Consider the following 23,912-nt stretch of genomic DNA (forward strand, 5'->3'; position numbering starts at 1 on the left):
AGTGAACAAAAGGAATTATTATTGTGAGTATTTCTTCAATACCTTTGCCTTCAGACCTGCCTGAGCGTATTGATAACGCCTTAGAAAAATGGGTATCGCTACAACAAAAAAATCTCTATTTCGCACCTATACGCCATCACAGCCCCGCTTGTGCCTACGGTGTTCTATCATTGATTGAATCCGTGAAGCCCGATTATATTCTCATTGAGGGACCTGATAGTTTTAACTCTCTTCTTCCTGGGTTGTTACACAAGGACACTCGCCCTCCTGTGGCTATTATGGCGCAGGCAGAACAACAAATAGCTGCTGATGAAAATGGTAATACGGAAAAACGCTACTGCTCCGCATATTTTCCATTTTGTGAATATTCACCAGAATGGCAGGCCTTACATACAGGACACAACCATCAGGCTAAACTAGTATTCATAGATCTCCCTTGGGCGGCGCAATGGAAAGATGAAGATAACCGAGATATTCAAAGCCGGAGCTTACAGAAAGAGCGCTACCTTTCACATAGTCAATTTATCGCTCGGTTAGCTAAAAAATGCCATTGTCGTGATCATGATGATGTTTGGGAACATCTGTTTGAACTACGCTCAATAGAGGCACTCACAGACTGGCAACAACTCTTTTATGATACTTTTATCTGGTGTGCTGTCGCCCGTCTGGATTATGAACCACAGGTACTGGAAGCAGAAGGATCATTGCAGCGTGAAGCACATATGCTGATGCATATCCTGACAGTTAAACAGCATGAACCTAACGCAAAAATTCTGATTGTTACTGGTGGATTTCATACACTGGCGCTTGTAGAGGAACTTGCGAAAGCCTCTAACACACAATTTATTCCTTCAGATGCCCAACAAAAACACTTCGACAAGATGCTCAAGTTCAGGGAGAAAGATAGCTCATGGTTGATCCGTTATAGTTTTGACCGCCTTGATGCACTCAATGGCTACGCTTCAGGTATGCCTTCACCTGCATTTTATCAGCGCAGTTGGCAGAGCCTGCTGAAACAACGACAGGACAGACAGGCCAGTCATCAATATCCAGATCAACCGACACAAATTTACCGCAATAAAACAGGCGTGGCGTTTTTAACTGATGTAGCTGAAGCTATACGGAAAAAAACGTTTGATAATCCACCCAGCTATCTCACCGTAAAACATGCTGCGGAACAAAGTCTGAGGCTGGCTTCACTCAGAGGTCACGCAGGTCCGGGACGCTATGATTTACTCGATGGATTACAAAGTAGTTTTATCAAAGGCAGTCTTGATGACAGCCAGAATGAATTATGGAGTGAAATCAAAAACTGCTTTTCCGGTTATCTACTTGGCTCTATCCCAACAGGCACCACCACACCACCTTTAGTTGCAGAGTCTTATGAAAAAGCAAAAGCTTTTCGTTTTAAACTTGATGACACACTGATAAAAATCACCAAACTGGATATCTACCGTAATCCACAGCATCGTCTACGAAGCCGCTTTCTACATTTACTGGCATTTTTGGAAATCCATTTCGCTCACCGGATTAACGGGCCAAATTTTCTTACCGGACATCAGCTTGACCTCTTATTTGAAGAATGGCAATACGCATGGACGCCAGCAGTTGAAGGCGAGCTTATTGCGCTTTCAGAAAAAGGCAGCCAACTAGAAGCAATTGCACTTAACAAACTACTGATGTTGGAAAAGCGATTGGAAGAACAGGGCCAAAGCCGCTCCAGCCAGAGTGTTACCTCATTACTGACTCAAGCGGTGCTGATTGGACTACATCAACGTATTCCAATACTTCTCCAACTACTTGACAACTATATTCAACAAGACTTTCGTCTGGACTCCCTCACCGCCTGTGGTCATCAGTTAATACACTTATGGCGTGGACGCACATTCTTTGATATTACAGATCAATCGATACTAGAGAACAGGTTATATCAAGTTATACCTCAGGCGTTTTTCTGTCTGGATCAAATTTCTCAGGGTGATGAACAACAGCAGGAAACCCATCTGCAAGCTCTTTTATCATTGCGAGAATTGATCGAATTTATGCCGATGATCAGCCAAATGCAAAACAGTACCCATTCATATCAAAACGATTTTTACCAACAACTTAACCGACTGGATGGAAAACTGGATGAAGTTCCTCTGCTTAAAGGGGCAATTGATGCACTGCGTTATCTGGGTGATCAGGTAGATGAGAATCTACTGACTGATAGTCTGGAGAAAACATTCAGTACAGGCAGTGATCCTGAAAAAGCAATTGGCTATTTCGTAGGTATTATGCGAACAGCTCCTGAATTAGTGATCAAAACACCAATATTGGTTGATCACTTAAATCGGCTATTAAGTCAGTGGGATGATCAACGTTTTCTCCAAATACTTCCCGATTTACGTTTCGCATTTAGTCAGCTAACGCCGAAACAAAATGAAGAATTGTCTCGCTATATCGCTGGAGAGATCGGTCTGTCAAGACAGGAGCTGTCTCTATGGCAAACAGAATTCAGTGAGAAAGAGATGCTGGAGGCTACTGGGCTAAATCAGAAGTTATACAGCCGTTTATCAGAACAGCAATTGCTTGGATGGTTTAATACCGATAAAGGGAAATATCAATGAGCCAACATAATGATATGCCTGATGATAAAAAGCAGCAGGCAAAACGCTGGCGCCTTGTACTTGGGCAATATGCGGATAATGCTCTGGGACAAGCTTCATTTAATGCAGAAGATTTTAAGATCGAACGAACTCTCGATTTTCTCTATCGCAGAGAATATGAACGTAGGGGACTACGTCAGGAACGAGGGCGCCATGGTTCATTGGATGCTTCGCAATTAGCCGCCGTAAACTGGCTCAATCAGGCCCGTAAACTTTTCCCGAACAGCACATTCGAGCGAATGCAATCACAGGCAATAGAACGTTATGAAATCAATAGCTTTCTGAATGATCCACAAACTTTGAAAGCAATGGAACCAACGAAAGCTCTAGCAAAAGCACTGATGAGTCTACGCGGGAAAATGAATGAAGAAACCCGGGAAGCGGTGAGGCAAATTATCCGCCAAGTCGTGGAAGATATTCTGCGCCGGATACGCAATAACTTCCGCCAATCTCTGACGGGACGAAGAAATCGCTTTCGTCGTTCTCTTATCCCCAATAGCCGTAATTTTGACTGGAGAGCAACTATTGCCGCTAACCTAAAAAATTATGATACCAGTAATAAACGTTTATTGATTGAAACACCCTACTTCAATTCTCGGATGCAACAACATATGCCATGGGATGTCATTCTCTGTGTCGACCAGAGCGGCTCAATGGCCAGCTCAATCATGTATGCCGCGATTTGTGCCAGTATTCTCGCCTCACTACCTACAATAAACGTTTCTCTAGTCGTATTCGACACTCAGGTAGTTGATCTGAGCCATCTTGCCCATGATCCCGTTGAAATACTGATGACTGTGCAATTGGGCGGTGGCACTAACATTGCCGGTGCGATGCAATATTGTGAGACATTAGTCAAAAACCCTAAACGCACTATTATTTCATTGATTAGCGACTTCGAAGAGGGCGGCTCCTTATCCAGATTACTGGATTGTACCCAGCGCCTGCACAGCCAACAAGTTAAGTTACTAGGACTGGCAGCTCTGGATGATGAAGCTATGCCTGCATATGACTCAACCATAGCTCAAAAACTGGCAGACAGGGGAATGCACGTTGCAGCGTTAACACCGGAACACTTTGCACAATGGCTCGCGGAGGTAATGCAGTGAGTTGGCAGACAATTTATCTACATTATGATGAAGATGCTTTGGCAGTCTTCGCTAACATGGGGTTATTACGGCGGGCGCGTAAAGATGTTGATAATGGCAAAATTACATTAATAGATCCGCAAGGTGGTATTTTTAACAGTGATGGACAACAGGTTGTTTTAGATGCTCAGGGTATACAAAAAGCACAATGCGATTGTCCCGCATCAGATTGTTGTAAACATATTTTGGCAACTGTTCTGTGGCTACAAGCAAATAGTACCGGGCAAGCATCAGAAAAAGAACTGATACATGAAACGATGTCTCAATCTTCTGAATCGCTGCTATCTGAATTACTTTCTTTTTCCCCTGAGGAATTGATCAAACTAACAGGTAAAGCTAATTGCCGCTTGGCAATACGCTTGTTACAGCAATGGGAACAAGATCAGAAACAAATACGTACAGAAGATATCGATTCCCAACTGAAGATCTACCTGCCTGAGTTTGAAGAACCTATCATTTTCCTAAAAAAAAGCGGTTATAAAGGTATGCTTTCTTCTCTGCCTGAAAACCAGCGTAAGGCGCTTCATCTTGCTGCGGTAGTAAAACTGTTTAAACAATCCCAGAAACCCTGGACATGGCCAGATGAGCTAAATGTTATACCAAGTGAAAAACAACCGCTCAGCGAGGATGAAAAAAATCTTATCGCAATTGTTAATCAGTTCATACAAGAGCTATTACGACAAGGTTTATCCCATATCAGTCGTAGTAGTGCCACTCAACTTCATCTGCTGAATATATCTGCCAAAGCAGAAGGATTACCATTGTTAGCTTCTTATTTAAGAGGGTTAAGCGGACAAGTAAAACTGCTGGCAGATAAACATTTCACTATGGACGAAGGAAAGGTTTTACACTTTTTAGCCCAGCTTTCTGCTTATCTGTATCAACTGACTCACGCAGCACCAGACCAGTTAATGAAGCTGCGCGGAATTCCTCGCAAACAATATGATGAAAAAAATACTACCTTATCATTAATTCCTGTCAGTGCAGACTGGTGGACAACAAACAGTGGCGCACTAGGTGCAACTTTTACTTTCTGGAACGACGAAGAGAAACAATTATTACAGAGTACTCAGGCAAGAGCCAATCGCCACGATCCTCACTTTAACTGTCACGGAGTCTGGTCAACATTATCTGTCTGGAAACAAACTGCTGATAAACTTATGCGCCGACCTTTCATCCTACATTTCCCAAGAATATCGGATGAAGGAAAATTAGCGACCAGTGGTGACAGTTACGCCACAAGTCAGAACACGCCTTTCAACCTGAAGCAATATCAATCATTACGAACTCACTTTGGTATACAAGATTGGAATGAATTGCCAGATTATTTTTCACTACAAACTGATGATTTTTTCTCGCCATTATTACTGCATATAGAAACTTATCAGCCATTAGTCTGGTATGAAATTGAGCAATGTATAATATGGGAAGTCAATGATTCTAAGGGTAACTCCGCCTTTTTGCGGCTTTACTGGGAAGACGCAATACACAATCACATTGAAGAACTTCGCTATATTACGAAAAAAGAGTTGGAAATCATTGGAGTCAGTGTGCAACCTGTTCGAAGGGAACAACGTATTGACCTAATCCCTACTACATTGTGGCTAAAAAAAGGTGATGATATCACGTTGTTTTATCTTGATTTTGATTTTCATCCACGTAAGAAACAACGCTCTGCATTTATTAGTCATATTCAGGAATATATGGCAAAGAAAAAACGACAGAACGCAGCACATTACTCAGAACCTACATTATCGCAAAAACTGTGCCGTCCAATTCTGTCGATACTAGAAGCACAAGCTTGTACGGGCAGGCAATCCCTTTCAATTTCACAGAAAGAGCAACTGGATCTGAGCCGACAGACTGCAGAAGATTTGGGTATGGACTTACTGGCACATTGTCTGCAGGATTATCTAATACTAAATAAACAAAATGCGGCAGAATCACTATTACGTCTGACATGGCTATGTCACCAATTACAACAGTTACAGAGTCAGTTACCAATACAGCTGAGATAAAAGCTAAAAGATCCAGAAATATGTAGCTTCTGAAGCAAAAAAGAAGCGTGCTGAATTTTATAACAGAAGCAATTATCACCAGCCGGGTTTGATAAAAAGGCTAACTCCCTTTACCGGCTGGCTTTTGACTATTGAAGAGAAGTCACTTCCAAAATGATCAGGCATAATCAACGCACAATCAGCCCCAGTAAAATTCCCACAGCACTAAAATCAGCATCGCTAAATGTGGTATTGGCAATGCCGATATCGCCAAGTACAGGCAGCAGGAATACCGGCAGGAATGTAATTAACAGGCCTTGAGCAAAGGCACCGAGGATTGCTCCCCTTCTTCCTCCCGTTGCATTACCGAAAACACCCGCAGTTGCGCCAACAAAGAAATGAGGAACAACACCGGGAATAATCACTGTCATATTCAGCCAATAGAGTAAAAACATGCCAATGACACCGGCAATAAAGCTGCTTAGAAAACCAATCAGCACCGCATTTGGGGCATAGGGAAAAACCACCGGGCAATCCAGCGCGGGTTTGGAATTCGGGACTAATTTATCGGAGATACCCTTAAATGCAGGCACAATCTCAGCAATCACCATCCTGACCCCCTGTAGAATGATATAAACCCCTGCGGCAAATGTGATCGATTGCATCAGAGAGTACATGATGCTGTTTTTTCCACCACTAACCTGCCGTAAAAATTCCTGATCAGCAAACAGACAAGTAAGGAGAAAAATGATCGCCATAGTTAAGGATATGGAGACAGAAGTATCACGCAGAAATAACAGGCTCTTTGGCACGTTCATTTCTTCCGTGGAGTGAGCCTTATTACCCAATTTACTGCCAATAAATCCCGCCAGAACGTAAGAAAGCGTCGAAAAATGCCCAATGGCTACTTCATCAGAGCCGGTTACTTTTTTCATATAAGGGTGAGCAATTGCCGGAAAAAAGACCATTGAAATACCAACAACAATTGCACCAATCGCAACAAGCACCACACCACTGACTCCGGCGACAGAAAGAATCACTGCCACCATCATCGACATAAATAATGTGTGATGGCCTGTCAGAAATATGAATTTCCACGGAGTAAAACGGGCAATCAAAATATTAATCACCATTGCGAAAAACATAATCATCGCCATTTCTTTACCGAAATTTTTCTGCGCGATTGATACGATAGCTTCGTTATTCGGCACAACACCCTGAATACCAAAAGTATGTTGAAAAATAACGGAGAATCCACTCAATGAAGAAACGATAACTCCCGCACCCGCGCCCAGAATAACAAATCCGAGTAGAGTTTTTACGGTGCCTTTAATGCACTCAGTCACAGGTTTTTTCTGTAATACCAAACCAATCAGGGAAATTAATCCGACCAAAACAGCAGGCTCTGCCAATACGTCATTCATCAGAAAGCGGAAAAAATCCATATTCGTCTCCGGTTACAATCTGCCAAGATCTTGCAATGCCGCAGATAAGCGTAATTTCATTGCAGATTTATCGAGCATATTTTCTAATACAACCATCTTTCCATTTACCTGTTGCTCAGCCAGTTGTTCTGCAATATCTTTTGTCGCAACAAAAATATCGCTCTTTATTCCTTTTGCTGAACCTAAATCGGTATGTCCGACACTGGCTTCAACACCTAATTCCTGCAAAATACTTTTAATGCTTATTTCCATTATTAAGCTGGAGCCCAAACCATGGCCGCAAACAACAGTTATATTCATCTTATTTTCCTGTTAACTAAAAAGAGTGGCTAATATCCCTGAATAATGGAAAAAGCGTCATCCTGACTTTTGGCCTGCATTAATTGATTAATTTTTGCCTGATCATCAAATAACCCAGCCAGTTCAGCAATCACTTCTATATGGCTGTAATTGCTTGTTGTAGCAAATACAAACAATAAGTGAACCGGATCATTTTCTGCTGACCCAAATCTGACGCCCTGTTTTATTAACGTCAGGCTCAGGGCAAGTCGATTGACTCCCTGCTCTGGTCTGGCGTGTGGTATTGCTATACCTGAACCCACCACGTAATAAGGGCCAAATTTTTCATGGGACTCATAAATCGCTTCGACATAACTGGGTTGGATCGCGCCATTATCAATCAGTGGCTGACAGGCGATTTCAATGGCCTCGCGCCAATCTCTGACATCAGGAAGCCATTGGATAACATCGCGGGTTAGTAAAGTTCTCAGCATTGAATTTCCCCGTATACTCTTCGTCTTTCAAATTGCCGCTTTGTGGCGGCATTTTGAAATGCCATTCAGTATATTTCGTTAACAGGCGGTTATTTCCATAAGGAGCATCGATGATTAAAAGAATAGCCAGTGCAAATCAAACCTACTGACAGAAAGAAATAAAAATCACAATAATACGGAGTAAATCACATTATGGGGAAACGAGGAGGAAGTACGTAAAAAAATCCCCAAATCTAAGATTCAGGGATTGGCTGGTTATGTTAACTCATAAGCATTATCGGCTAACGGACTAAATGCAAAAAGTGAATGTGTTTTTCGTATTGATCCAGAATATCGTGGATGATCTGCTCCTGCGTCCATCCCATCAGGTCGTAATCCTGACCGCCTTCTTTGAGGTAAACCTCGGCACGATAATATTTTTGCTCTTCAATTCTTTCGTCATCTTCCAGACCAGCAATAGCAAATGCAGGCTGAATATAACCCCGTAAACGTACTTCATAAACAAAGCTGATATTTTCGCCAAAGTCTACTTCCAGATGAATGCGATCTTCAGTTTCATCATTAATCACAACGACTTTATTCTGTTTTTCCAGCTCTCCGGCAACCATACTCATTGACTGCTGGATAACTTCGCTCATAAAACGTTTTACCTGTGATCGCTTAGGATAATAGACAATATTTCTTAACCTACGCTGCCACGGTATCGGATTACGGCTGGCTGTAGGTGCTATCGTCGTCATCTGCTGGCTATCTTTCTTATAAGCATCAATCCGTAATGCTTTAAGCAAACCATATATCGAAATTAATAACACAATGGAGAAAGGAAGCGCGCTGGCAATGGTGACCGTTTGCAGAGCGGATAATCCTCCCGCAACCAGTAACGCAATAGCCACAACGCCCATTAATCCCGCCCAGAAAATTCGTTGCCAGACAGGTGTATGATGGGCGCCACCGGATGCCAGTGTATCAACGACCATTGCACCGGAATCTGCGGAAGTGACAAAAAACATCACCACCATCACCATTGCAATGAATGATAAAACAGTCGGCAGAGGGAAATACTCCAGAAAATTAAACAGGGCCAGAGAAACATCTGTCTGTACGACATCAGCTAATTCTTTGGCTCCTTTATTGGCAATCAGGTCGATAGCACTATTACCGAATGCCGTCATCCACATCAGGGTAAAACCACTGGGTACAAACAGAACACCAGTCACAAACTCCCTGATTGTCCGTCCCCGGGAAACTCTGGCGATAAACATGCCAACAAACGGAGACCAGGATAACCACCATCCCCAATACAGTAATGTCCATCCTCCCAGCCAGTTACTGGATTTAGGTTCATAGGCATACAAGTTAAATGTTTTGCTGACAATTTCAGAAAAATATCCGCCGGTGTTTTCCACAAAGGATTTCAACAACAGCACAGTTGGCCCCAAAGCAACAACCAACACAAGCAAAAGCACCGCCAGACCTAAATTTATTTCGGATAAAATCCGGATGCCTTTATCCAGACCAGAAACAACAGAAATAGTCGCCAGAGCAGTGATCGCAATGATCAGTATAACTTGTACCGTTTCATTAATAGGCAGGCCAAATAGATGGTTAAGGCCCGCATTCACCTGAAGAACGCCGTACCCAAGAGATGTCGCAACACCAAATACCGTCCCGATAACGGCAAAAATATCTACCGTATGACCAATCGGCCCATAAATTTTATCGCCGATAATCGGGTACAAAGCTGAACGTAGGGTTAAAGGCAATCCATGACGATAACTAAAAAATGCCAGAATCAAAGCCACAATCGCATAGATAGCCCAAGCATGCAGCCCCCAGTGGAAGAAAGTTAATTGCATCGCCTGTTTAGCTGCAGCAATACTTTCAGGAGTTCCTACCGGCGGTGACAGGTAATGCATCACCGGTTCAGCAACACCAAAGAACATCAGCCCGATACCCATACCCGCAGAAAACAACATGGCAAACCAGGAAAAATAACTGAAATCGGGTTCAGCATGGTCGGGGCCAAGCTTGATATTGCCGTATCTGGATAACCCCAGATAGGTAACTGAAAGTAAAATCAACGCAACGGCAAGGATATAAAACCAACTAGCATTAACAAACAAGTCTTGCTGCAAAGATTTAAACCACCTATCGGCAAGCTCTGGTTTCAAACCAGCAAATGCGACCAATGCAATGATCAAAAATGCCGAGAAGAAAAAGACTGGTGGGTTAATGTAAGTTTTCGTTTCTACCTGTCCAGTATTATCTTGACTCATACTCATCCTTCAAAAATTAGTGTCCGACACTATCTCCTATATCATTCAAAAAAATTTTGTCGAAATTTTAATAAAATAACCCCATCAGGAGTTACCCATCACGCAAATATTTAGTGTTCATAATTTGCTCAATTTTTACGTTCATGATCACCTTAACATAAAAATCAGGCCAACTGTACTTATAGAGAGTTATGCAAAAGATGTCATTAACAAATTAATAACATCAATAGCTAAAAAGTTAAAAACAAAAAACATTAACCTCATTTTTCGTGTAATTAATTAATATTATTTAACTGATAGTGCAACGATTTCTCATTCAGGTTAATAACTAACATAAGGAAGTTAACATCATGTTAAACACGTTAAACAGGTCAAATGGGTTAAAAGGCAAGCGAGTTGTGGTGACAGGTGGGGGGCGTGATTTTGGGCAGGCTATTTCGGTCTGGTTAGCACGGGAAGGTGCCCATGTTGATCTCTGTGCCCGCCAATTAAAAAATGCTGAAGCGACCTGTGAAATTATTCAGAATGAAGGAGGAATCGCAAGAAGTTATCAGTGCGATATCAGTAATGCACAATCAGTACGCAATTTTGCCGATCAGTTACTACAGGACAGTAAGCCTATCGATATTCTGATATTAAGTGCTGCGCAGTGGCTGGAAGGTGAACTGAGTGAGAATAATAGCGATGAAGATATTATCAGCACAATAAATTCTGGAGCGACAGGTTCCATTTTATTGACCAAAATGCTGTTACCAAGCCTGCGCCAGTCTCAGGGAGCTGATATTATTGCGATGGTATCTGTCTGTGGTATCCCGAACTTCACCCGCTCTGTCGCCCACCCGGCTTTTTTTGCAGCCAAACATGCAATGAGTGGTTTCTGCAACACGATTTCCCATCAGTTAAGTAAAGATAATATTCGCGTGACAGGGATATACCCTCCTGACTTTGAACTTAATGGGTTTGATGAAATTCTGGATGATCATACAACAATGGGCAAACAAATGTTGAATGGCCGTTCGGTATGGGAATCCATACGGTTTGTTTTGACCCAGCCCCGCAGTTGCCATGTCAGTGCAATTTATTTTCAGGGGCCGACTTTTGAAGATATGAAACAGTTATAATTACTCTGAAAATTTATTATTCATATACTCCCACGGTTGATGATAATTCATTAATCGTGGGACATATTTCTCATTGCTCTTTCTAACTCATTACTCGGATTGTAAATAAAAAACTCACCTTCCATTAAAATTTGGGCATTTCTTTGTGTACCTGCATAGGCTATATTTTCACCATCAAAAATAATGCTAAATTCAGACACCCCCGACAGATGTTCAATACGTACCGTGGCATTATCACTGTCGTTGCGAGCATAATGGATATGACTGGCATTAGATCCAGAAAAACAACAAGCAGCAGCTAAACAACAACCACCGGAAACAGCAATCGATGAATGAACATTTTTAGGCGTCAGGTACCTGATGCTAATATCACCACCATTTATAGGTGGAGCAATAATCGCTATTTTGGGCTGAGTAATAGATTGCTTTAAATCATCTTCATTCATTAATCCCCCATCGTTCTTAATAATTCCCATTTCAATCCCCATTCCTAATCTTATTGCCAAAATTTTTTCTTGTAATAATTTATTACTATCAATTTCCTTGACACTTTCATAACCAGTGATCCCTAAATCTTGTGCATGGATAATGATCATTGGCACAACAACATCGATACAAGTAAGTGGAATATTATTAAATGTGTCAATTAAATTTCCTGTAGGAAAAATCGATATTGTTTTTGAACAGGCAGGAGACTCAAATAAAACATAAACTTCCGGAAAATCCCCAAGAACATTGGGGATCGATGTCAATTGATACTCAGGAGAAATATTAGCCATAGAACATAAAATATTTTTACTCGTATTGGTGTTATAAACATGTAGCCTGCCATCAGGCATTAACAACTTCTCTTCTGGTAAACATCTTATCACCAAGGGTATTGATGAAGTCATATTTCCACAATTAACTTCCCATGATACTCTATTGCTATCTTTTTCAAGCTGGGCAAACGTACTAATAACTTTTTTAGATTTATCGTCTATATCGATAATAAATGCTTTGTTACTGGTAGTCACTCTTCTGCCTAATCCATGTGATTGGGTATTGTCTTTAACGGTACCGAGCAAAGGTACACCCATGATGTGTCTGAGAATCTCTTCCCTTAATTCTCTTTTTTCTGGCAAATATTTTTGCAACACAACTACACCTGTAGAAGTCCCGCCTCTGACATAATAGAGTGGAATTTTAATTGGAAAAGATGATTTCTTCATAAGATTATCACTAATAAATTATCATTTTCATTATTACCTTGCTAAGAAGCATAAAAACGTAAAATTGTAATAAGTTGACATGATAATATCTCCAATTCAATTAACCAGTTACTTAACCCTTGAATAATAAAAACAGAAAAATCATCAGGGAATATAATATAACATTAATAATAAACAAATCTTCAATAGAACTACACTCACCAAACATAACTACATATAATACAAAATAAAATTTAATATTTAGTGGGTTAAATACATGGCTCAGAAAAAGGATTATTAACAAAATAAAACCCGTTGATAAGAGAGGGAAGTGTTATTGAAATGATAAATTTCAATAATATGGAATACCTTTCCCTAAATATACCAATAAAATCAAAACCTTTTAAAAACATCTAATTTATTATTGTATGTGAATTTAAAATCATGATATACAGCTCAATATATTTCGGACAAGAGGATATATACACAATGGATTTCAAGATGCATCGCGGCTGCAAGGGAGTTCATCCCCGTGAGCATAGATAACCGTATATTTATAAAAATGGTGGCTGGGGTGAGCGAGCACAGCCAACAAAAAGGCAACTTGAAAGACGAAGTGTATAGACATAATAAATTCTCCAGCTAATGTTTTATCACAATCATAATAAAAATATCCTATTAACCTTAAGGAGCATTTATGTATAGTCAAAAATATTTCCAAACACCTGCTGATTATCTAAACGAAATTGATAAATACTTAGCAGAAAACAGACAAATAAATCACTCCAGCGCCTCACACCAAGATAAAATTTACCTTAATAAGCACTGGGTTATCAATGCCAATATAGAAAATCCGGGGCTAAACTTAAGTGTTGTCAACAATATCAATGAACTTCCTATCCATATAGAAAAATTTGTTAATAATGCTCAAACACAAGCAAGGTTTATTGCCTTCTTCTCTGAAGAAAAATATCATGCAATTGCTTTTGACTGTTGCCATATCCCGAATGAAGGTGTTTCAATCATAGGTATTGAACCAGCAAACTCACTTCAACCAGGCCCCTGCAAGGAGATTGCCACAGCTTGCCAAAAACTCGATTTCTCTTTGATTAATACGCCCGTTTCTTTACGTATTTTATCGAGTAATCAACAAAATAGTACCGGTGAATGTATTATATATAGCTTATCTTTAGCAAAGAAGATGCATAAGGAAAGTAATAAACTCTCTCTTTTGCATCAAAAAAACCTTAACAATGAACTTAATATTACGCATAAAAGTAATAACGTTGTTATTTATCCACCAGAAGCAGATAAATATCTATTACCTTTATTCATGAAACATTGCCAGTCAGAGAAAAGAATGAATAATTATCTTTCATCTCCTTTGGCCGATTTTTATAAAGAAACAGATAAAAGAACCTACGAGGTTAGTAAAAATAGATCCAATAACGACCATAAGCCACTAACCCTATATGAACGTTTTTCTTCTTATAATAGGGTTCAAAAAGTCGGTGAAGGAAATGATGAAGATGATATTAAAAAAATCACGTCGAGCACCTCTATTTTTGAGAAAAGACGTTATGAGGTTAATAAATTATTAAAAAAATAACGATCTTTCTAAAACAAGATCAATAATAGATCAACCAATAATCTGATCTATTATTTTTCAAATCAAAAGAAATTTTATAATTGCCTGTAAGGATGAGATATTTTAAGAAAGTAAAATCATGACCAGCAAAGAGTTATGGCGATAAGAAGAGTATGCATCTCATTATTAAACAATAGAATTTATTATCCCTTATTCACATCAGGAGTAGTTATGAAGGATAAAGAGCCTGACCAATTACGTCGCCTATTAGTAAAATTTCCGCTGCTGGTTCCTTTATTAACAACACTTCCTGCTTATGCAAAAGAAAAACTGCTATCATCTTTCATCGGAGATAAATCCCCCGATGCGATACCAACAACCGGAAAAACGCTATTACTTAAAAATGCTGACATGGTTGTGACCATGGATAAAAATAGGCGAGAAATTAAAAGAGGTTGCGTCTTTATTAAGGGTAATATCATTGTTGCTGTCGGAACGGAAAGCGAAGTACCGCAAACAGCCGATAGAATTATCGATCTCAAAGGGCATATCGTCATTCCGGGCCTGATTAATACTCACCATCATATGTACCAGAGCCTGACCCGCGTAGTGCCATCGGCACAGGACGGCGAGCTGTTTAACTGGCTGACCGCCCTGTATCCGATCTGGGAAAAACTGACTCCGGAAATGATGAAAGTGGCAACCAAAACGGCAATGGCTGAATTAATGCTCTCTGGCTGTACCACTTCCAGCGATCACCAATATATCTATCCGAACGGCATCAAGCTTGATCACAGTATTGAAGCTGCACAAAAAATGGGAATGCGTTTCCACGCCTGCCGCGGCAGTATGAGTATGGGAAAAAAACAGGGTGGTCTGCCACCGGATTCCATCGTTGAGAATGAGAAATTTATTCTTAAAGACACCCAGCGTGTAATTGAGCAGTTCCATGACGCAAAGTGCGGCGCGATGATCCGCATCGTGGTTGCACCATGTTCCCCGTTCACAGTAAGTGAAGGGCTAATGCGTGACTCTGCAAAACTTGCCCGAGCGCACAGCGTTTCACTGCATACCCACTTGGCAGAAAACATCAGCGATATCGATTACAGCAAAAAAAAGTTCAACAAAACCCCGGCGCAATATGTGGAAGATCTTGAGTGGGTTGGCCATGATGTATGGCACGCACACTGCGTGAAGCTCGACGACTACGGCATAAAGCTGTTTGCCCGTACCGGCACCGGCGTAGCACACTGCCCATGTTCCAACATGCGTCTGGGTTCCGGTATCGCACCAGTACGGCATATGCTGGACGCAGGAATGCATGTGGGGTTGGGAGTCGATGGCTCCGCCTCTAACGACAGCTCAGATATGATGGGAGAAGTACGTCAGGCGCTGCTATTACAGCGCGTAGGTTTCGGCCCTGAAGCATTAACTGCGCGTGAAGCACTGGAAATCGCAACACTTGGAGGCGCAAAAAACCTCAACCGTGACGATATAGGTGCGCTGGCTCCGGGCATGATGGCAGATATTGCTGTGTTTAATCTTGAAGGAATTGGCCTTGCAGGCGCACAGCACGACCCTGTCTCAGCGCTGGTATTCTGTAACCCGGGTAAAGTGGCGTACAACATCATCAACGGCCGCATCGTAGTCGAAGATGGTAAAGTAACTACCGTGGACGTTCCTGTCATTATTGAGCAACATAACCGCCTTGCCTACCAACTGGTTGATGGTTGACCCACAAAAAATTATTGGGCTTATATTGAGAAATATCATGATAACGCTTTGTAGTCATGATCAATAAATTTACCCAACGTATTGAGAGAACTAATCTCACGCTTTGTATCTGGGATAAAGAGATTGCTCAGGATAACCTTTTATTTATTTCTTTCCTTTATCAATATCAATTTGTTATTTTTATTCTGTTTTCTGTGACCAAATAACATTGGTATTAATACACCATATTTTTTATAAACATTAAACATTAAATCAACTTTAAGAATTGCAATTAAAAACATCATACTAATTATTTACAATAAAAAGAATATAATAAACACATACTAAATAAACCATGGTGAAAATTTTAATATTAACTATTAGCAACAAAAAACTTCAAGGAATATATTTAATGATTTAATATATACTCCAGTTGTATAAGCAGGAGAAAACAGAAATCATTAGTAATAATCAAAATCGTATTTAAAATAGGAGAAAAAAATGGCATGGGTTTATGAAGTAAACAAAAAAGCATTTTATCATAACGAAAAATTTCAGTTTTATGCACTGTATGCGGGTGCACCAGGGTACAAGAATAATAGTGAACATCAATGTGTTTCAAATAAGGGGCCTCTTCCAAGAGGAAGATATAAAATTGGGGCACCTTTCAAACATCCACATTCTGGTCGTTATACTCTAAGGCTAACTCCTCATGAAACTAATTATATGTGTGGAAGGGCTGGATTTCTGATTCATGGTGATAATGGCCGCGGTACTGCTTCTAATGGTTGTATTGTCGCTCATCCAAGTTACAGACAAAAAATTTGGGAAAGTGGGGATAGGGAGCTTATTATAAAATGAAATTATTTCCATTTATCGCATTAATATTAATTTTCACCAGCACGTCTAGTTTCGCAAAAGTGTTACCGGCTAATTGTATCAGCATTAATGGAACAGTTGGTATTGATATGACTAACTTTATGTTAAATGACCTTAAAGTGAAAAAAGAAGATGTAATATTGGAAAAAACAAAATCAGAATTATTATATTCAAACTCTGTAGGAATACCATTGTCTACCTACTATGGAGAGCAGGAAAAAAAATCTGAAGGAGTAAATAGTGAAGATACTACAACCATAAGTGAATATGCACATACTTTTCGGGAAGATAATGCAAAAAATATTATCATAAAATTCACTTACGAAAATGTAGAGAACAAACATAATGTTTTTCTGGCTTCAGCATTAGTGAATGATCATGATTGTGCTGTTAGATTTAATGGTTATCTTGTTGTAAAAAGGGAGTTTTGATAAAACATGCTATAAAACTTTTCGCTAAAATCACTAATGGATATTGTGATGAAATTATCCAGATATAAAATCAAAAAGCATGATCAGAAAATTTATGATGCTTTAAAACGATTAGATAATCGTGCGGTCTTTGGATTTTTTGCTATTCCGGTGGTACTTGGCATTATCGGAGGGAAAGAATTAGCTAAACTTATTCTTATTATCTGGCCTATTTATAGCTTCATATATATACGGATGTTTCGTAAATTATCCGCTCAACTTCAGGAAAAAGGGATGCGTGAAATGACAAACTGGGGAAACAGACATCCCTTTTACCTGATTTGCTGGGTAATATTGTTGTTTTACTTACCTCTGGCTCTTATCGGTTGCATTGGTTATCTTTTCGAACAAGCTGCTGCAACCCTATAAACTCAAAAGCCCCGATCAATTATAATCGGGGCTTTTATGACATTGTCTGAGATCAAACCTTACATCACGCTTTTCGCCTGCTGAACGATCTCAATCAGTGGTTGTGGCCAGACTCCGAGGAGCAGGACCAGTAACGCAGTGAGCAATACAACAATACCACCAGAGGTGAGTGCCCAGTTTCTTGGGGTATCACGGTTCAGTGCTTTTGGTGCTGGCAGGTATAAACTCACCATCACACGCAGGTAGAAATAAAGACCAATCGCACTTCCCAATACTACCGCGCCAGTCAACCACCACAGTCTGGCTTCAACACCGGTTGCGATAACATAGAATTTACCGATAAAACCAAATGTCAGCGGGATCCCTGCCAGTGACAGCATCATAATTGTCATCACTGCTGACAAAATGGGTTTATGCCAGAACAAACCACGGTAGGAGAACAGTGATTCCGCATCTGGGCCTCTGTATGGGCTGGACATCAGGCTGACCACACCAAATGCGCCAATGCTGGCAAGCAGGTAACCGGCCAGATAAACCCCGGCTGTTTCTTCTGCCAATTTGTGATCTTTAATAGCGATCAAGACCACCAGCAAATATCCCAGATGTGCAATGGATGAGTAACCGAGCAGACGTTTGATATTACTCTGCGTCAGTGCCAGCAGGTTACCAAACAGGATTGAGGCGATTGCAATCACCGTGAGTACAATGCGTAGGGTTTCACTGTCTGTTACAGGCGCCTGCACAAACAAGCGCATCACAACAGCAAAAATTGCCACTTTACTCGCCGTTGCCAGAAAGGTCGATACCGGTGCTGGCGCGCCCTGATACACATCCGGTGTCCAAAGCTGGAAGGGAACGAGGGAAAGTTTGAAACCCAGCCCGACAATCATCATTCCCAGCCCTGCCAGAACCAGCGGCTCATGGAGTTTACTGTCGCTCAGGCTTCTGCCCAGTGATGCGAAGGACAAATCGCCTGATTCAGCATACAACAGAGCAATACCGAACAACAGGAACGAGGATGCCGCCGCAGACAGCAGCATATATTTGATACTCGCTTCCAGTGAGCGTTTCTGGCGGAAGGCATAACCAATCAAGCCAAACAGCGGCAGAGTGATTAGCTCAATACCGATAAACAAGGATGCCATGTGATTGGCCGCAGAAAGCAGAATACCGCCAGCAGCTGCAATCAACACCAGCAGATAAAATTCTTCTTTGTTATCGGGATAATTTTCCAGCCACGAATAGGCAAATGTCGTCGTTGCAAGGCTCGCAATCAGCACCAGTGCTGTATAGAACATGGCAAAGCGATCCACATGGAGCAACGGAGTGACATCCATCGGTTCCTGTTGCCCGACAAAATAGAGAGAAAACAGTGCCAGATTCAGGCCAATTACCGTCAGGGTGACGTTGGTGAAATGATCGCGTCGCCATGCAATGGACAGCATCACAACCACCACCGTCAATCCGACGATTAATAGCGGCAACAGTGCGATCAATTGTTCAGAAGTTATTGTCATGGCGAATCACGGCCTTGTAGTTAAAAGTGAAGCTGAATACCAATTCTGGATGTTGCTCATTGCCGCAGCCGAAGTATCAAGGATCGGTTGTGGATAAACACCAAGAATAACCAGCAGGGCACCCAGCAGCAGCAAAATGGAAATTTCTCGTGCATCCATCCGTGGCAATGGCTCATCAGATTTTGGCGTACCATAATGAGCTTTCTGCATCAGATACAGAGCATATACGGAGGCGAAAACCAGACCAAAGACAGATACCGTAGTAATCAGGGTAAATTTACCGAAACTACCGAACAGGATCATAATCTCACCCGCAAAGTTACCGGTGCCCGGCATACCTAATGTTGCTACAGCAAAGAACAGCGATATGGCCGGTAACAGCTGAATTCGTCCCCACAAGCCACCCATCTGACGTAGATCGCGGGTATGCAGGCGTTCATAGAGCTGACCACACAGGATAAACAAACCCGCCGCTGATAAACCGTGGGCAATCATCTGAATCACTGCCCCCTGATAAGCCAGTTGGCTGCCGGTATAGATAGCGATCAAAACGAAGCCCATATGCGAAACACTAGTGTAAGCAATCAGGCGTTTGATATCGGTCTGGCTGAAAGCCATCCATGCACCGTAGAAGATACCAATGACACCCAGCCACATCGCGATGGGTGCAAATTCGGCAGAAGCCTGAGGAAACAGAGGCAAACCAAAACGCAACAAGCCATATGCCGCTGTTTTCAACAAGATCCCCGCGAGGTCAACAGAACCTGCCGTTGGTGCCTGACTGTGAGCATCCGGCAACCAACCATGTAAAGGTACAACAGGCATTTTCACTGCAAACGCGATGAAGAACCCCAGCATCAGCAGATACTGAACAGTATGTGACATCGGGGTATCCAGCAGTTTCTCATAGCTGAATGACCATTCGCCGGTTGCATCGTGGTAAATGAAGGCCAGTGCCAGAATCGAAATCAGCATCACCAGACCGCTGGCCTGAGTATAAATGAAGAATTTCGTCGCTGCCGTAATACGGGTTTTGCCCTGTGAACCTCTGTGACCCCAAAGTGCGATCAGGAAGTACATCGGAACCAGCATCACTTCCCAGAAGAAGAAGAACAGGAACAGGTCAATGGCAAGGAATACACCCATCACGCCACCGAGGATCCAAAGCAGGTTCAGGTGGAAGAAACCCTGATACGGCTGGTTTTCGTTCCACGAACAGAGAATCGCCATTAAACCCAGCAGTGCAGTCAGGACGACCATCAAGAGTGACAGACCATCCAAAGCCAAATGAATGGAGATGCCAAAACGCGGTATCCACGGCATCATAAATTCTGATTGCCACTGTGGAATGCCTTGTGGGTTGGTCAGCGTATAGCCTCCCTGCATCCAGAGGTACAGAGAAAGCAGCAGAGTCAGCCCCATCGCAAGAGACGCTATCCAACGCGGCACACGGGTGCCGAAGCGTTCTGCCTGCCAACACAGCAGGCCTCCGATGAAGGGCAGAAGAATTAGCCAAGGTAGTAGCATGGCGCAATGTGTCCCTTAATTAAACCAAAAGCAGCAGAGCTAAAACCAGCACTGCACCCAACCCCATAGAGGCAGCGTACCAACGAACCTGTCCGTTCTCACTCAAACCCAGCCCCTTATTGCCCCAGCGTGACAATATGGCAGGGATATTCATCAGTGAGTTCAGAGGATCATTCCGTAACAGTTGTGTAATACCTTTGAATGGTTTCACAAATACCCAGTCATACAGAGCATCAAAACCCCAGGCATGGAACCACCATGTTGAGAAGAAACGCCCCGGAGCACTGTTGGCAATTGCATTGACCAAACTCCGTTTACCAAGGTACAACGCGGCAGCCAGCAAAATACCCAGCACAGCAACCACACCGGAAACAATCTCCAGCGTCATCTTGCCATCATGCCCTTCCGCTCCGTTACCCGGCAGAACACCGGTCAGCGGTTGTTCAATCCACGCACCAACAAAAGTTGACAATATCAGCAGCACTGACAATGGCAGCGTATGGGTAATGCCTTTAACTGAGTGCGCTTTGGTATTTTCTTTCCCGTGGAACACAATGAAGATCATGCGGAAGGTGTACAGAGAAGTCATCAATGCACCAATCAGACCTGCCAGCATCAAGTTCATATGACCATTTGCCAGCGCACCCCACAGGATTTCGTCTTTACTGTAGAAGCCTGCTGTCAGCAACGGCAGGGCAGACAAGGCCGAACCACCCACTAGGAAGCAGAGATAAACAAACGGAATACGTTTACTCAACCCGCCCATTTTGAAGATGTTCTGCTCATGGTGGCAGGCAAGTATCACCGAGCCGGAAGCAAGGAACAGCAGCGCCTTAAAGAAGGCATGAGTCATCAGGTGGAAAATTGCCGCATCCCATGCCTGTACACCCAATGCCAGAAACATGTAACCAATCTGGCTCATGGTGGAATAGGCAAGTACGCGCTTGATGTCCGTCTGTACCAGTGCCGCAAAACCCGCCAGCAACAGGGTAACGGCACCAATAATTCCCACCAGATGCAGAATATCTGGTGCCATCAGGAACAGAGCATGGCTGCGGGCAATCAGATAAACACCGGCTGTTACCATCGTTGCGGCGTGGATCAAAGCAGAAACCGGCGTCGGGCCGGCCATCGCATCTGCCAGCCATGTCTGCAATGGTAACTGAGCAGATTTACCTACTGCACCACCCAGAATCATCAGGGTTGCCCATGTGATTGCTGTGGAACCGGCTTCAATATGCTGTGGTGCCAGTACCGCCAGTTCGCGGAAGCTCAGCGTACCCAACTGGTCGTAGAGGATAAACATACCGATGGCAAGGAATACGTCACCCACACGGGTTACGATAAAGGCTTTCATTGCCGCTGCACCGTTGGCAGGCGTTTTGTAATAAAAGCCAATCAGAAGGTAACTGCACAGCCCTACCCCTTCCCAACCGAGATACATCAGCAGCATATTATCTGCCAGAACCAGAACCACCATGCTGGCGATAAACAGGTTGGTATACGCGAAGAAACGGGAATAGCCTTCTTCACCGCGCATATACCATGAAGCATAAGTGTGGATCAGAAAGCCGACGCCGGTGACTACACTCAGCATGGTTAATGACAAGCCATCCAATACCAGATTGACCGGAATACTGAAGCTGTCTACGCTCATCCAGTTCCACAATGTCTGGCTATAGACAAACCCACCAGCTTCATTCTGTGTATGGAAATCCATCCCGACCCAAAGTGTAACCAATGCAGCCAGCCCGACAGAACCGATACCAACGGTCGCTGACAGATTTTCAGACCAGCGGCCCCGGGAGAATGCCAGCAGCAAAAATCCCAGCAGTGGCAACAGAATTGTTAAATAGAGTAAGTTCATCCGCGCATCTCACTGACTATATCAATATTCAGGTTCTGGCGACGACGGTACAGCTGTAGTAACAGAGCCAGACCGATACTCGCCTCGGCAGCTGCCAGTGTAATGGCCAGAATGTACATCACCTGACCATCAGGCTGGAGCCAATAGCTACCGGCAACAATAAATGCCAGCGCTGAAGCATTGATCATGATTTCCAGCCCGATCAGCATAAATAGCAGATTCCGACGGATAATCAGGCAAGTGAAACCCAATGCAAACAGAATAGCCGCCAGAATCAGACCATGTTCCAAAGGTATCATTGTTGGTCCTCCACACGATTGCTGAGTACTTCACCCTGACGACTTTCACGACCCACGTGGTAAGCCACCACAAGCCCTGCCAGTAATAGCAGGGATGCCAGCTCGACTGCCAATACGTAAGGCCCGAACAGGCTGATGCCCACTTCTTTGGCACTGACCACTTCACCACTGATCACCGCTTCAGGCAGGCTATGAATAGCAAAGATCAGGACAACCAGTAAAATGGCCGAAAGGATGACAGGCCCAATCCAGGCTCTCGGCTTCAGCCATTGTTTTTCCTGATCAGCGACTGATTTGCCAAGGTTCAGCATCATCACAACAAAGACGAACAACACCATGATCGCCCCGGCATAAACGATGATTTCCAATGCACCGGCAAAATAAGCGCCCAGAGAAAAGAACACGACTGAAAGCGCCAGCAGGGAAATAATCAGGTACAGCAACGCATGTACGGGATTGGTGTGCGTTATTACCCTGAGTGTTGCCAGAATGGCAATCAACCCTGCGATATAAAATGCAAATTCCATGAATATCGCTCCTTATGGCAACAGGCTTTTAACGTCGATAGGTTTGGCTTCATTGTCGGCTTCGCCTTTGTCTTTGCCATCAATAGCCATACCTGACTTACGATAAAAGTTATAGTCAGGGTATTTACCCGGCCCGGAAATCAGCAGATCTTCTTTTTCGTATACCAAATCCTGACGGTTGAATTCGCCCAGTTCAAAATCCGGTGTCAGCTGGATCGCCGTAGTCGGGCAGGCTTCTTCACACAGTCCGCAGAAAATGCAGCGTGAGAAGTTGACACGGAAAAATTCCGGATACCAGCGACCGTCTTTATGTTCGGCTTTTTGCAGGGAGATACACCCCACCGGACACACGGCTGCACACAGGTTACAGGCAACACAACGCTCTTCACCGTCAGGGTCACGCGTCAGAACGATGCGCCCACGGTAACGGGGTGGCAAATAAACCGGCTCTTCCGGATACATTTTTGTTTCGCGTTTATGGAAGGCATGAAGCCCTATCATCCAAATACTGCGTACCTGGGTGGCGAAACCAACCAATAACTCTTTTAATGTCATGGT

General features: G+C 42.8%; 21 protein-coding genes. 9 read left to right on the forward strand and 12 right to left on the reverse strand.

What is annotated here, in order from left to right:
• The first annotated feature begins 38 nt into the window (after positions 1–38).
• Genes AAC855_RS00715 through AAC855_RS00725 form a run of 3 tightly spaced genes read left to right on the forward strand, consistent with a single transcriptional unit; the run spans position 39 to position 5,814 of the window.
• Complete coding sequence (locus tag AAC855_RS00715; RefSeq protein ID WP_340607910.1) at positions 39–2,609, forward strand: DUF5682 family protein; 2,571 nt, start codon at positions 39–41, stop codon at positions 2,607–2,609.
• Positions 2,606–3,757, forward strand: coding sequence for a VWA domain-containing protein (locus AAC855_RS00720; RefSeq protein WP_340607746.1), 1,152 nt, complete (start codon positions 2,606–2,608; stop codon positions 3,755–3,757). Before AAC855_RS00715 ends, AAC855_RS00720 begins: the two co-directional genes overlap by 4 nt.
• Positions 3,754–5,814, forward strand: coding sequence for an SWIM zinc finger family protein (locus AAC855_RS00725; RefSeq protein ID WP_340607747.1), 2,061 nt, complete (start codon positions 3,754–3,756; stop codon positions 5,812–5,814). The genes AAC855_RS00720 and AAC855_RS00725 overlap by 4 nt, the downstream gene beginning before the upstream one ends.
• A gap of 167 nt (positions 5,815–5,981) precedes the next feature.
• On the opposite strand, the gene AAC855_RS00730 is transcribed toward AAC855_RS00725, so the two are convergent.
• The 4 genes from AAC855_RS00730 to AAC855_RS00745 form a co-directional block, all read right to left on the reverse strand.
• On the reverse strand, positions 5,982–7,238 hold the full coding sequence (locus AAC855_RS00730; RefSeq protein WP_340607748.1) for a PTS ascorbate transporter subunit IIC: 1,257 nt from the start codon (positions 7,236–7,238) through the stop codon (positions 5,982–5,984).
• Positions 7,239–7,250: 12 nt separating this feature from the next.
• Complete coding sequence (locus AAC855_RS00735; protein ID WP_340607749.1) at positions 7,251–7,538, reverse strand: PTS sugar transporter subunit IIB; 288 nt, start codon at positions 7,536–7,538, stop codon at positions 7,251–7,253.
• A 29-nt stretch (positions 7,539–7,567) separates the two neighbouring features.
• Positions 7,568–8,011 carry a PTS sugar transporter subunit IIA gene (locus AAC855_RS00740; RefSeq protein WP_340607750.1) on the reverse strand — a complete coding sequence of 148 codons (444 nt, stop codon included), beginning with the start codon at positions 8,009–8,011 and terminating at the stop codon, positions 7,568–7,570.
• A gap of 281 nt (positions 8,012–8,292) precedes the next feature.
• Positions 8,293–10,287: a BCCT family transporter gene (locus tag AAC855_RS00745; protein WP_340607751.1), complete on the reverse strand. Its 1,995-nt coding sequence runs from the start codon at positions 10,285–10,287 to the stop codon at positions 8,293–8,295.
• A 350-nt stretch (positions 10,288–10,637) separates the two neighbouring features.
• On the opposite strand from AAC855_RS00745, the gene AAC855_RS00750 reads away from it, so the two are divergent.
• Positions 10,638–11,408: an SDR family oxidoreductase gene (locus AAC855_RS00750; RefSeq protein WP_340607752.1), complete on the forward strand. Its 771-nt coding sequence runs from the start codon at positions 10,638–10,640 to the stop codon at positions 11,406–11,408.
• A 50-nt stretch (positions 11,409–11,458) separates the two neighbouring features.
• Here AAC855_RS00750 and AAC855_RS00755 read toward each other — a convergent pair whose 3' ends face one another.
• Positions 11,459–12,619 (reverse strand): PrpF domain-containing protein, encoded by a 1,161-nt coding sequence (locus AAC855_RS00755; protein WP_340607753.1) that lies wholly within the window; start codon positions 12,617–12,619, stop codon positions 11,459–11,461.
• A 475-nt stretch (positions 12,620–13,094) separates the two neighbouring features.
• On the reverse strand, positions 13,095–13,226 hold the full coding sequence (locus tag AAC855_RS00760) for a hypothetical protein (protein ID WP_340607754.1): 132 nt from the start codon (positions 13,224–13,226) through the stop codon (positions 13,095–13,097).
• 69 nt (positions 13,227–13,295) lie between these two features.
• Between AAC855_RS00760 and AAC855_RS00765 the strand changes: the two genes are divergently transcribed.
• The 5 genes from AAC855_RS00765 (at position 13,296) to AAC855_RS00785 (ending at position 17,617) form a co-directional block, all read left to right on the forward strand.
• Complete coding sequence (locus AAC855_RS00765) at positions 13,296–14,207, forward strand: YopJ family acetyltransferase (RefSeq protein ID WP_340607755.1); 912 nt, start codon at positions 13,296–13,298, stop codon at positions 14,205–14,207.
• Between the two features lie 210 nt (positions 14,208–14,417).
• Complete coding sequence (locus AAC855_RS00770) at positions 14,418–15,920, forward strand: 8-oxoguanine deaminase (RefSeq protein WP_340607756.1); 1,503 nt, start codon at positions 14,418–14,420, stop codon at positions 15,918–15,920.
• A 480-nt stretch (positions 15,921–16,400) separates the two neighbouring features.
• Complete coding sequence (locus AAC855_RS00775) at positions 16,401–16,760, forward strand: tlde1 domain-containing protein (RefSeq protein ID WP_340607757.1); 360 nt, start codon at positions 16,401–16,403, stop codon at positions 16,758–16,760.
• Positions 16,757–17,209 (forward strand): hypothetical protein, encoded by a 453-nt coding sequence (locus AAC855_RS00780; protein WP_340607758.1) that lies wholly within the window; start codon positions 16,757–16,759, stop codon positions 17,207–17,209. The genes AAC855_RS00775 and AAC855_RS00780 overlap by 4 nt, the downstream gene beginning before the upstream one ends.
• Positions 17,210–17,257: 48 nt before the next feature.
• Positions 17,258–17,617 (forward strand): hypothetical protein, encoded by a 360-nt coding sequence (locus tag AAC855_RS00785; RefSeq protein WP_340607759.1) that lies wholly within the window; start codon positions 17,258–17,260, stop codon positions 17,615–17,617.
• A 59-nt stretch (positions 17,618–17,676) separates the two neighbouring features.
• Here the strand turns inward: AAC855_RS00785 and nuoN are convergent, their stop codons facing one another.
• From nuoN to nuoI, 6 genes are read right to left on the reverse strand one after another with little or no spacing between them, the layout of a single operon-like run.
• Positions 17,677–19,134 (reverse strand): NADH-quinone oxidoreductase subunit NuoN, encoded by a 1,458-nt coding sequence (gene nuoN, locus AAC855_RS00790; RefSeq protein ID WP_340607760.1) that lies wholly within the window; start codon positions 19,132–19,134, stop codon positions 17,677–17,679.
• Between the two features lie 6 nt (positions 19,135–19,140).
• Complete coding sequence (gene nuoM / locus AAC855_RS00795; protein ID WP_340607761.1) at positions 19,141–20,661, reverse strand: NADH-quinone oxidoreductase subunit M; 1,521 nt, start codon at positions 20,659–20,661, stop codon at positions 19,141–19,143.
• A gap of 19 nt (positions 20,662–20,680) precedes the next feature.
• Positions 20,681–22,528 carry an NADH-quinone oxidoreductase subunit L gene (gene nuoL, locus AAC855_RS00800; RefSeq protein ID WP_340607762.1) on the reverse strand — a complete coding sequence of 616 codons (1,848 nt, stop codon included), beginning with the start codon at positions 22,526–22,528 and terminating at the stop codon, positions 20,681–20,683.
• Positions 22,525–22,827: an NADH-quinone oxidoreductase subunit NuoK gene (gene nuoK, locus AAC855_RS00805; RefSeq protein ID WP_086956183.1), complete on the reverse strand. Its 303-nt coding sequence runs from the start codon at positions 22,825–22,827 to the stop codon at positions 22,525–22,527. The genes nuoL and nuoK overlap by 4 nt, the downstream gene beginning before the upstream one ends.
• Positions 22,824–23,354, reverse strand: a complete 531-nt coding sequence (gene nuoJ / locus AAC855_RS00810) for an NADH-quinone oxidoreductase subunit J (protein WP_340607763.1) — start codon at positions 23,352–23,354, stop codon at positions 22,824–22,826. Before nuoJ ends, nuoK begins: the two co-directional genes overlap by 4 nt.
• Before the next feature lie 12 nt (positions 23,355–23,366).
• A complete protein-coding gene (gene nuoI, locus AAC855_RS00815; RefSeq protein ID WP_099108384.1) occupies positions 23,367–23,909 on the reverse strand; it encodes an NADH-quinone oxidoreductase subunit NuoI in 543 nt (180 codons plus the stop codon).
• Between the last annotated feature and the right edge of the window lie 3 nt (positions 23,910–23,912).

It is taken from the genome of Xenorhabdus bharatensis (assembly GCF_037996705.1).
GTDB classification, from domain to species: domain Bacteria; phylum Pseudomonadota; class Gammaproteobacteria; order Enterobacterales; family Enterobacteriaceae; genus Xenorhabdus; species Xenorhabdus bharatensis.

Coding starts and splice junctions, on each gene's coding strand:
- AAC855_RS00770 (WP_340607756.1), top strand. CDS start 14,418: ATGAAGGATAAAGAGCCTGACCAATTACGTCGCCTATTAGTAAAATTT.
- AAC855_RS00720 (WP_340607746.1), top strand. CDS start 2,606: ATGAGCCAACATAATGATATGCCTGATGATAAAAAGCAGCAGGCAAAA.
- AAC855_RS00785 (WP_340607759.1), top strand. CDS start 17,258: ATGAAATTATCCAGATATAAAATCAAAAAGCATGATCAGAAAATTTAT.
- AAC855_RS00775 (WP_340607757.1), top strand. CDS start 16,401: ATGGCATGGGTTTATGAAGTAAACAAAAAAGCATTTTATCATAACGAA.
- nuoN (WP_340607760.1), bottom strand. CDS start 19,134: ATGACAATAACTTCTGAACAATTGATCGCACTGTTGCCGCTATTAATC.
- AAC855_RS00730 (WP_340607748.1), bottom strand. CDS start 7,238: ATGGATTTTTTCCGCTTTCTGATGAATGACGTATTGGCAGAGCCTGCT.
- nuoJ (WP_340607763.1), bottom strand. CDS start 23,354: ATGGAATTTGCATTTTATATCGCAGGGTTGATTGCCATTCTGGCAACA.
- AAC855_RS00745 (WP_340607751.1), bottom strand. CDS start 10,287: ATGAGTCAAGATAATACTGGACAGGTAGAAACGAAAACTTACATTAAC.
- AAC855_RS00755 (WP_340607753.1), bottom strand. CDS start 12,619: ATGAAGAAATCATCTTTTCCAATTAAAATTCCACTCTATTATGTCAGA.
- nuoL (WP_340607762.1), bottom strand. CDS start 22,528: ATGAACTTACTCTATTTAACAATTCTGTTGCCACTGCTGGGATTTTTG.
- AAC855_RS00765 (WP_340607755.1), top strand. CDS start 13,296: ATGTATAGTCAAAAATATTTCCAAACACCTGCTGATTATCTAAACGAA.
- nuoI (WP_099108384.1), bottom strand. CDS start 23,909: ATGACATTAAAAGAGTTATTGGTTGGTTTCGCCACCCAGGTACGCAGT.
- AAC855_RS00740 (WP_340607750.1), bottom strand. CDS start 8,011: ATGCTGAGAACTTTACTAACCCGCGATGTTATCCAATGGCTTCCTGAT.
- nuoK (WP_086956183.1), bottom strand. CDS start 22,827: ATGATACCTTTGGAACATGGTCTGATTCTGGCGGCTATTCTGTTTGCA.
- AAC855_RS00760 (WP_340607754.1), bottom strand. CDS start 13,226: ATGTCTATACACTTCGTCTTTCAAGTTGCCTTTTTGTTGGCTGTGCTC.
- nuoM (WP_340607761.1), bottom strand. CDS start 20,661: ATGCTACTACCTTGGCTAATTCTTCTGCCCTTCATCGGAGGCCTGCTG.
- AAC855_RS00780 (WP_340607758.1), top strand. CDS start 16,757: ATGAAATTATTTCCATTTATCGCATTAATATTAATTTTCACCAGCACG.
- AAC855_RS00735 (WP_340607749.1), bottom strand. CDS start 7,538: ATGAATATAACTGTTGTTTGCGGCCATGGTTTGGGCTCCAGCTTAATA.
- AAC855_RS00750 (WP_340607752.1), top strand. CDS start 10,638: ATGTTAAACACGTTAAACAGGTCAAATGGGTTAAAAGGCAAGCGAGTT.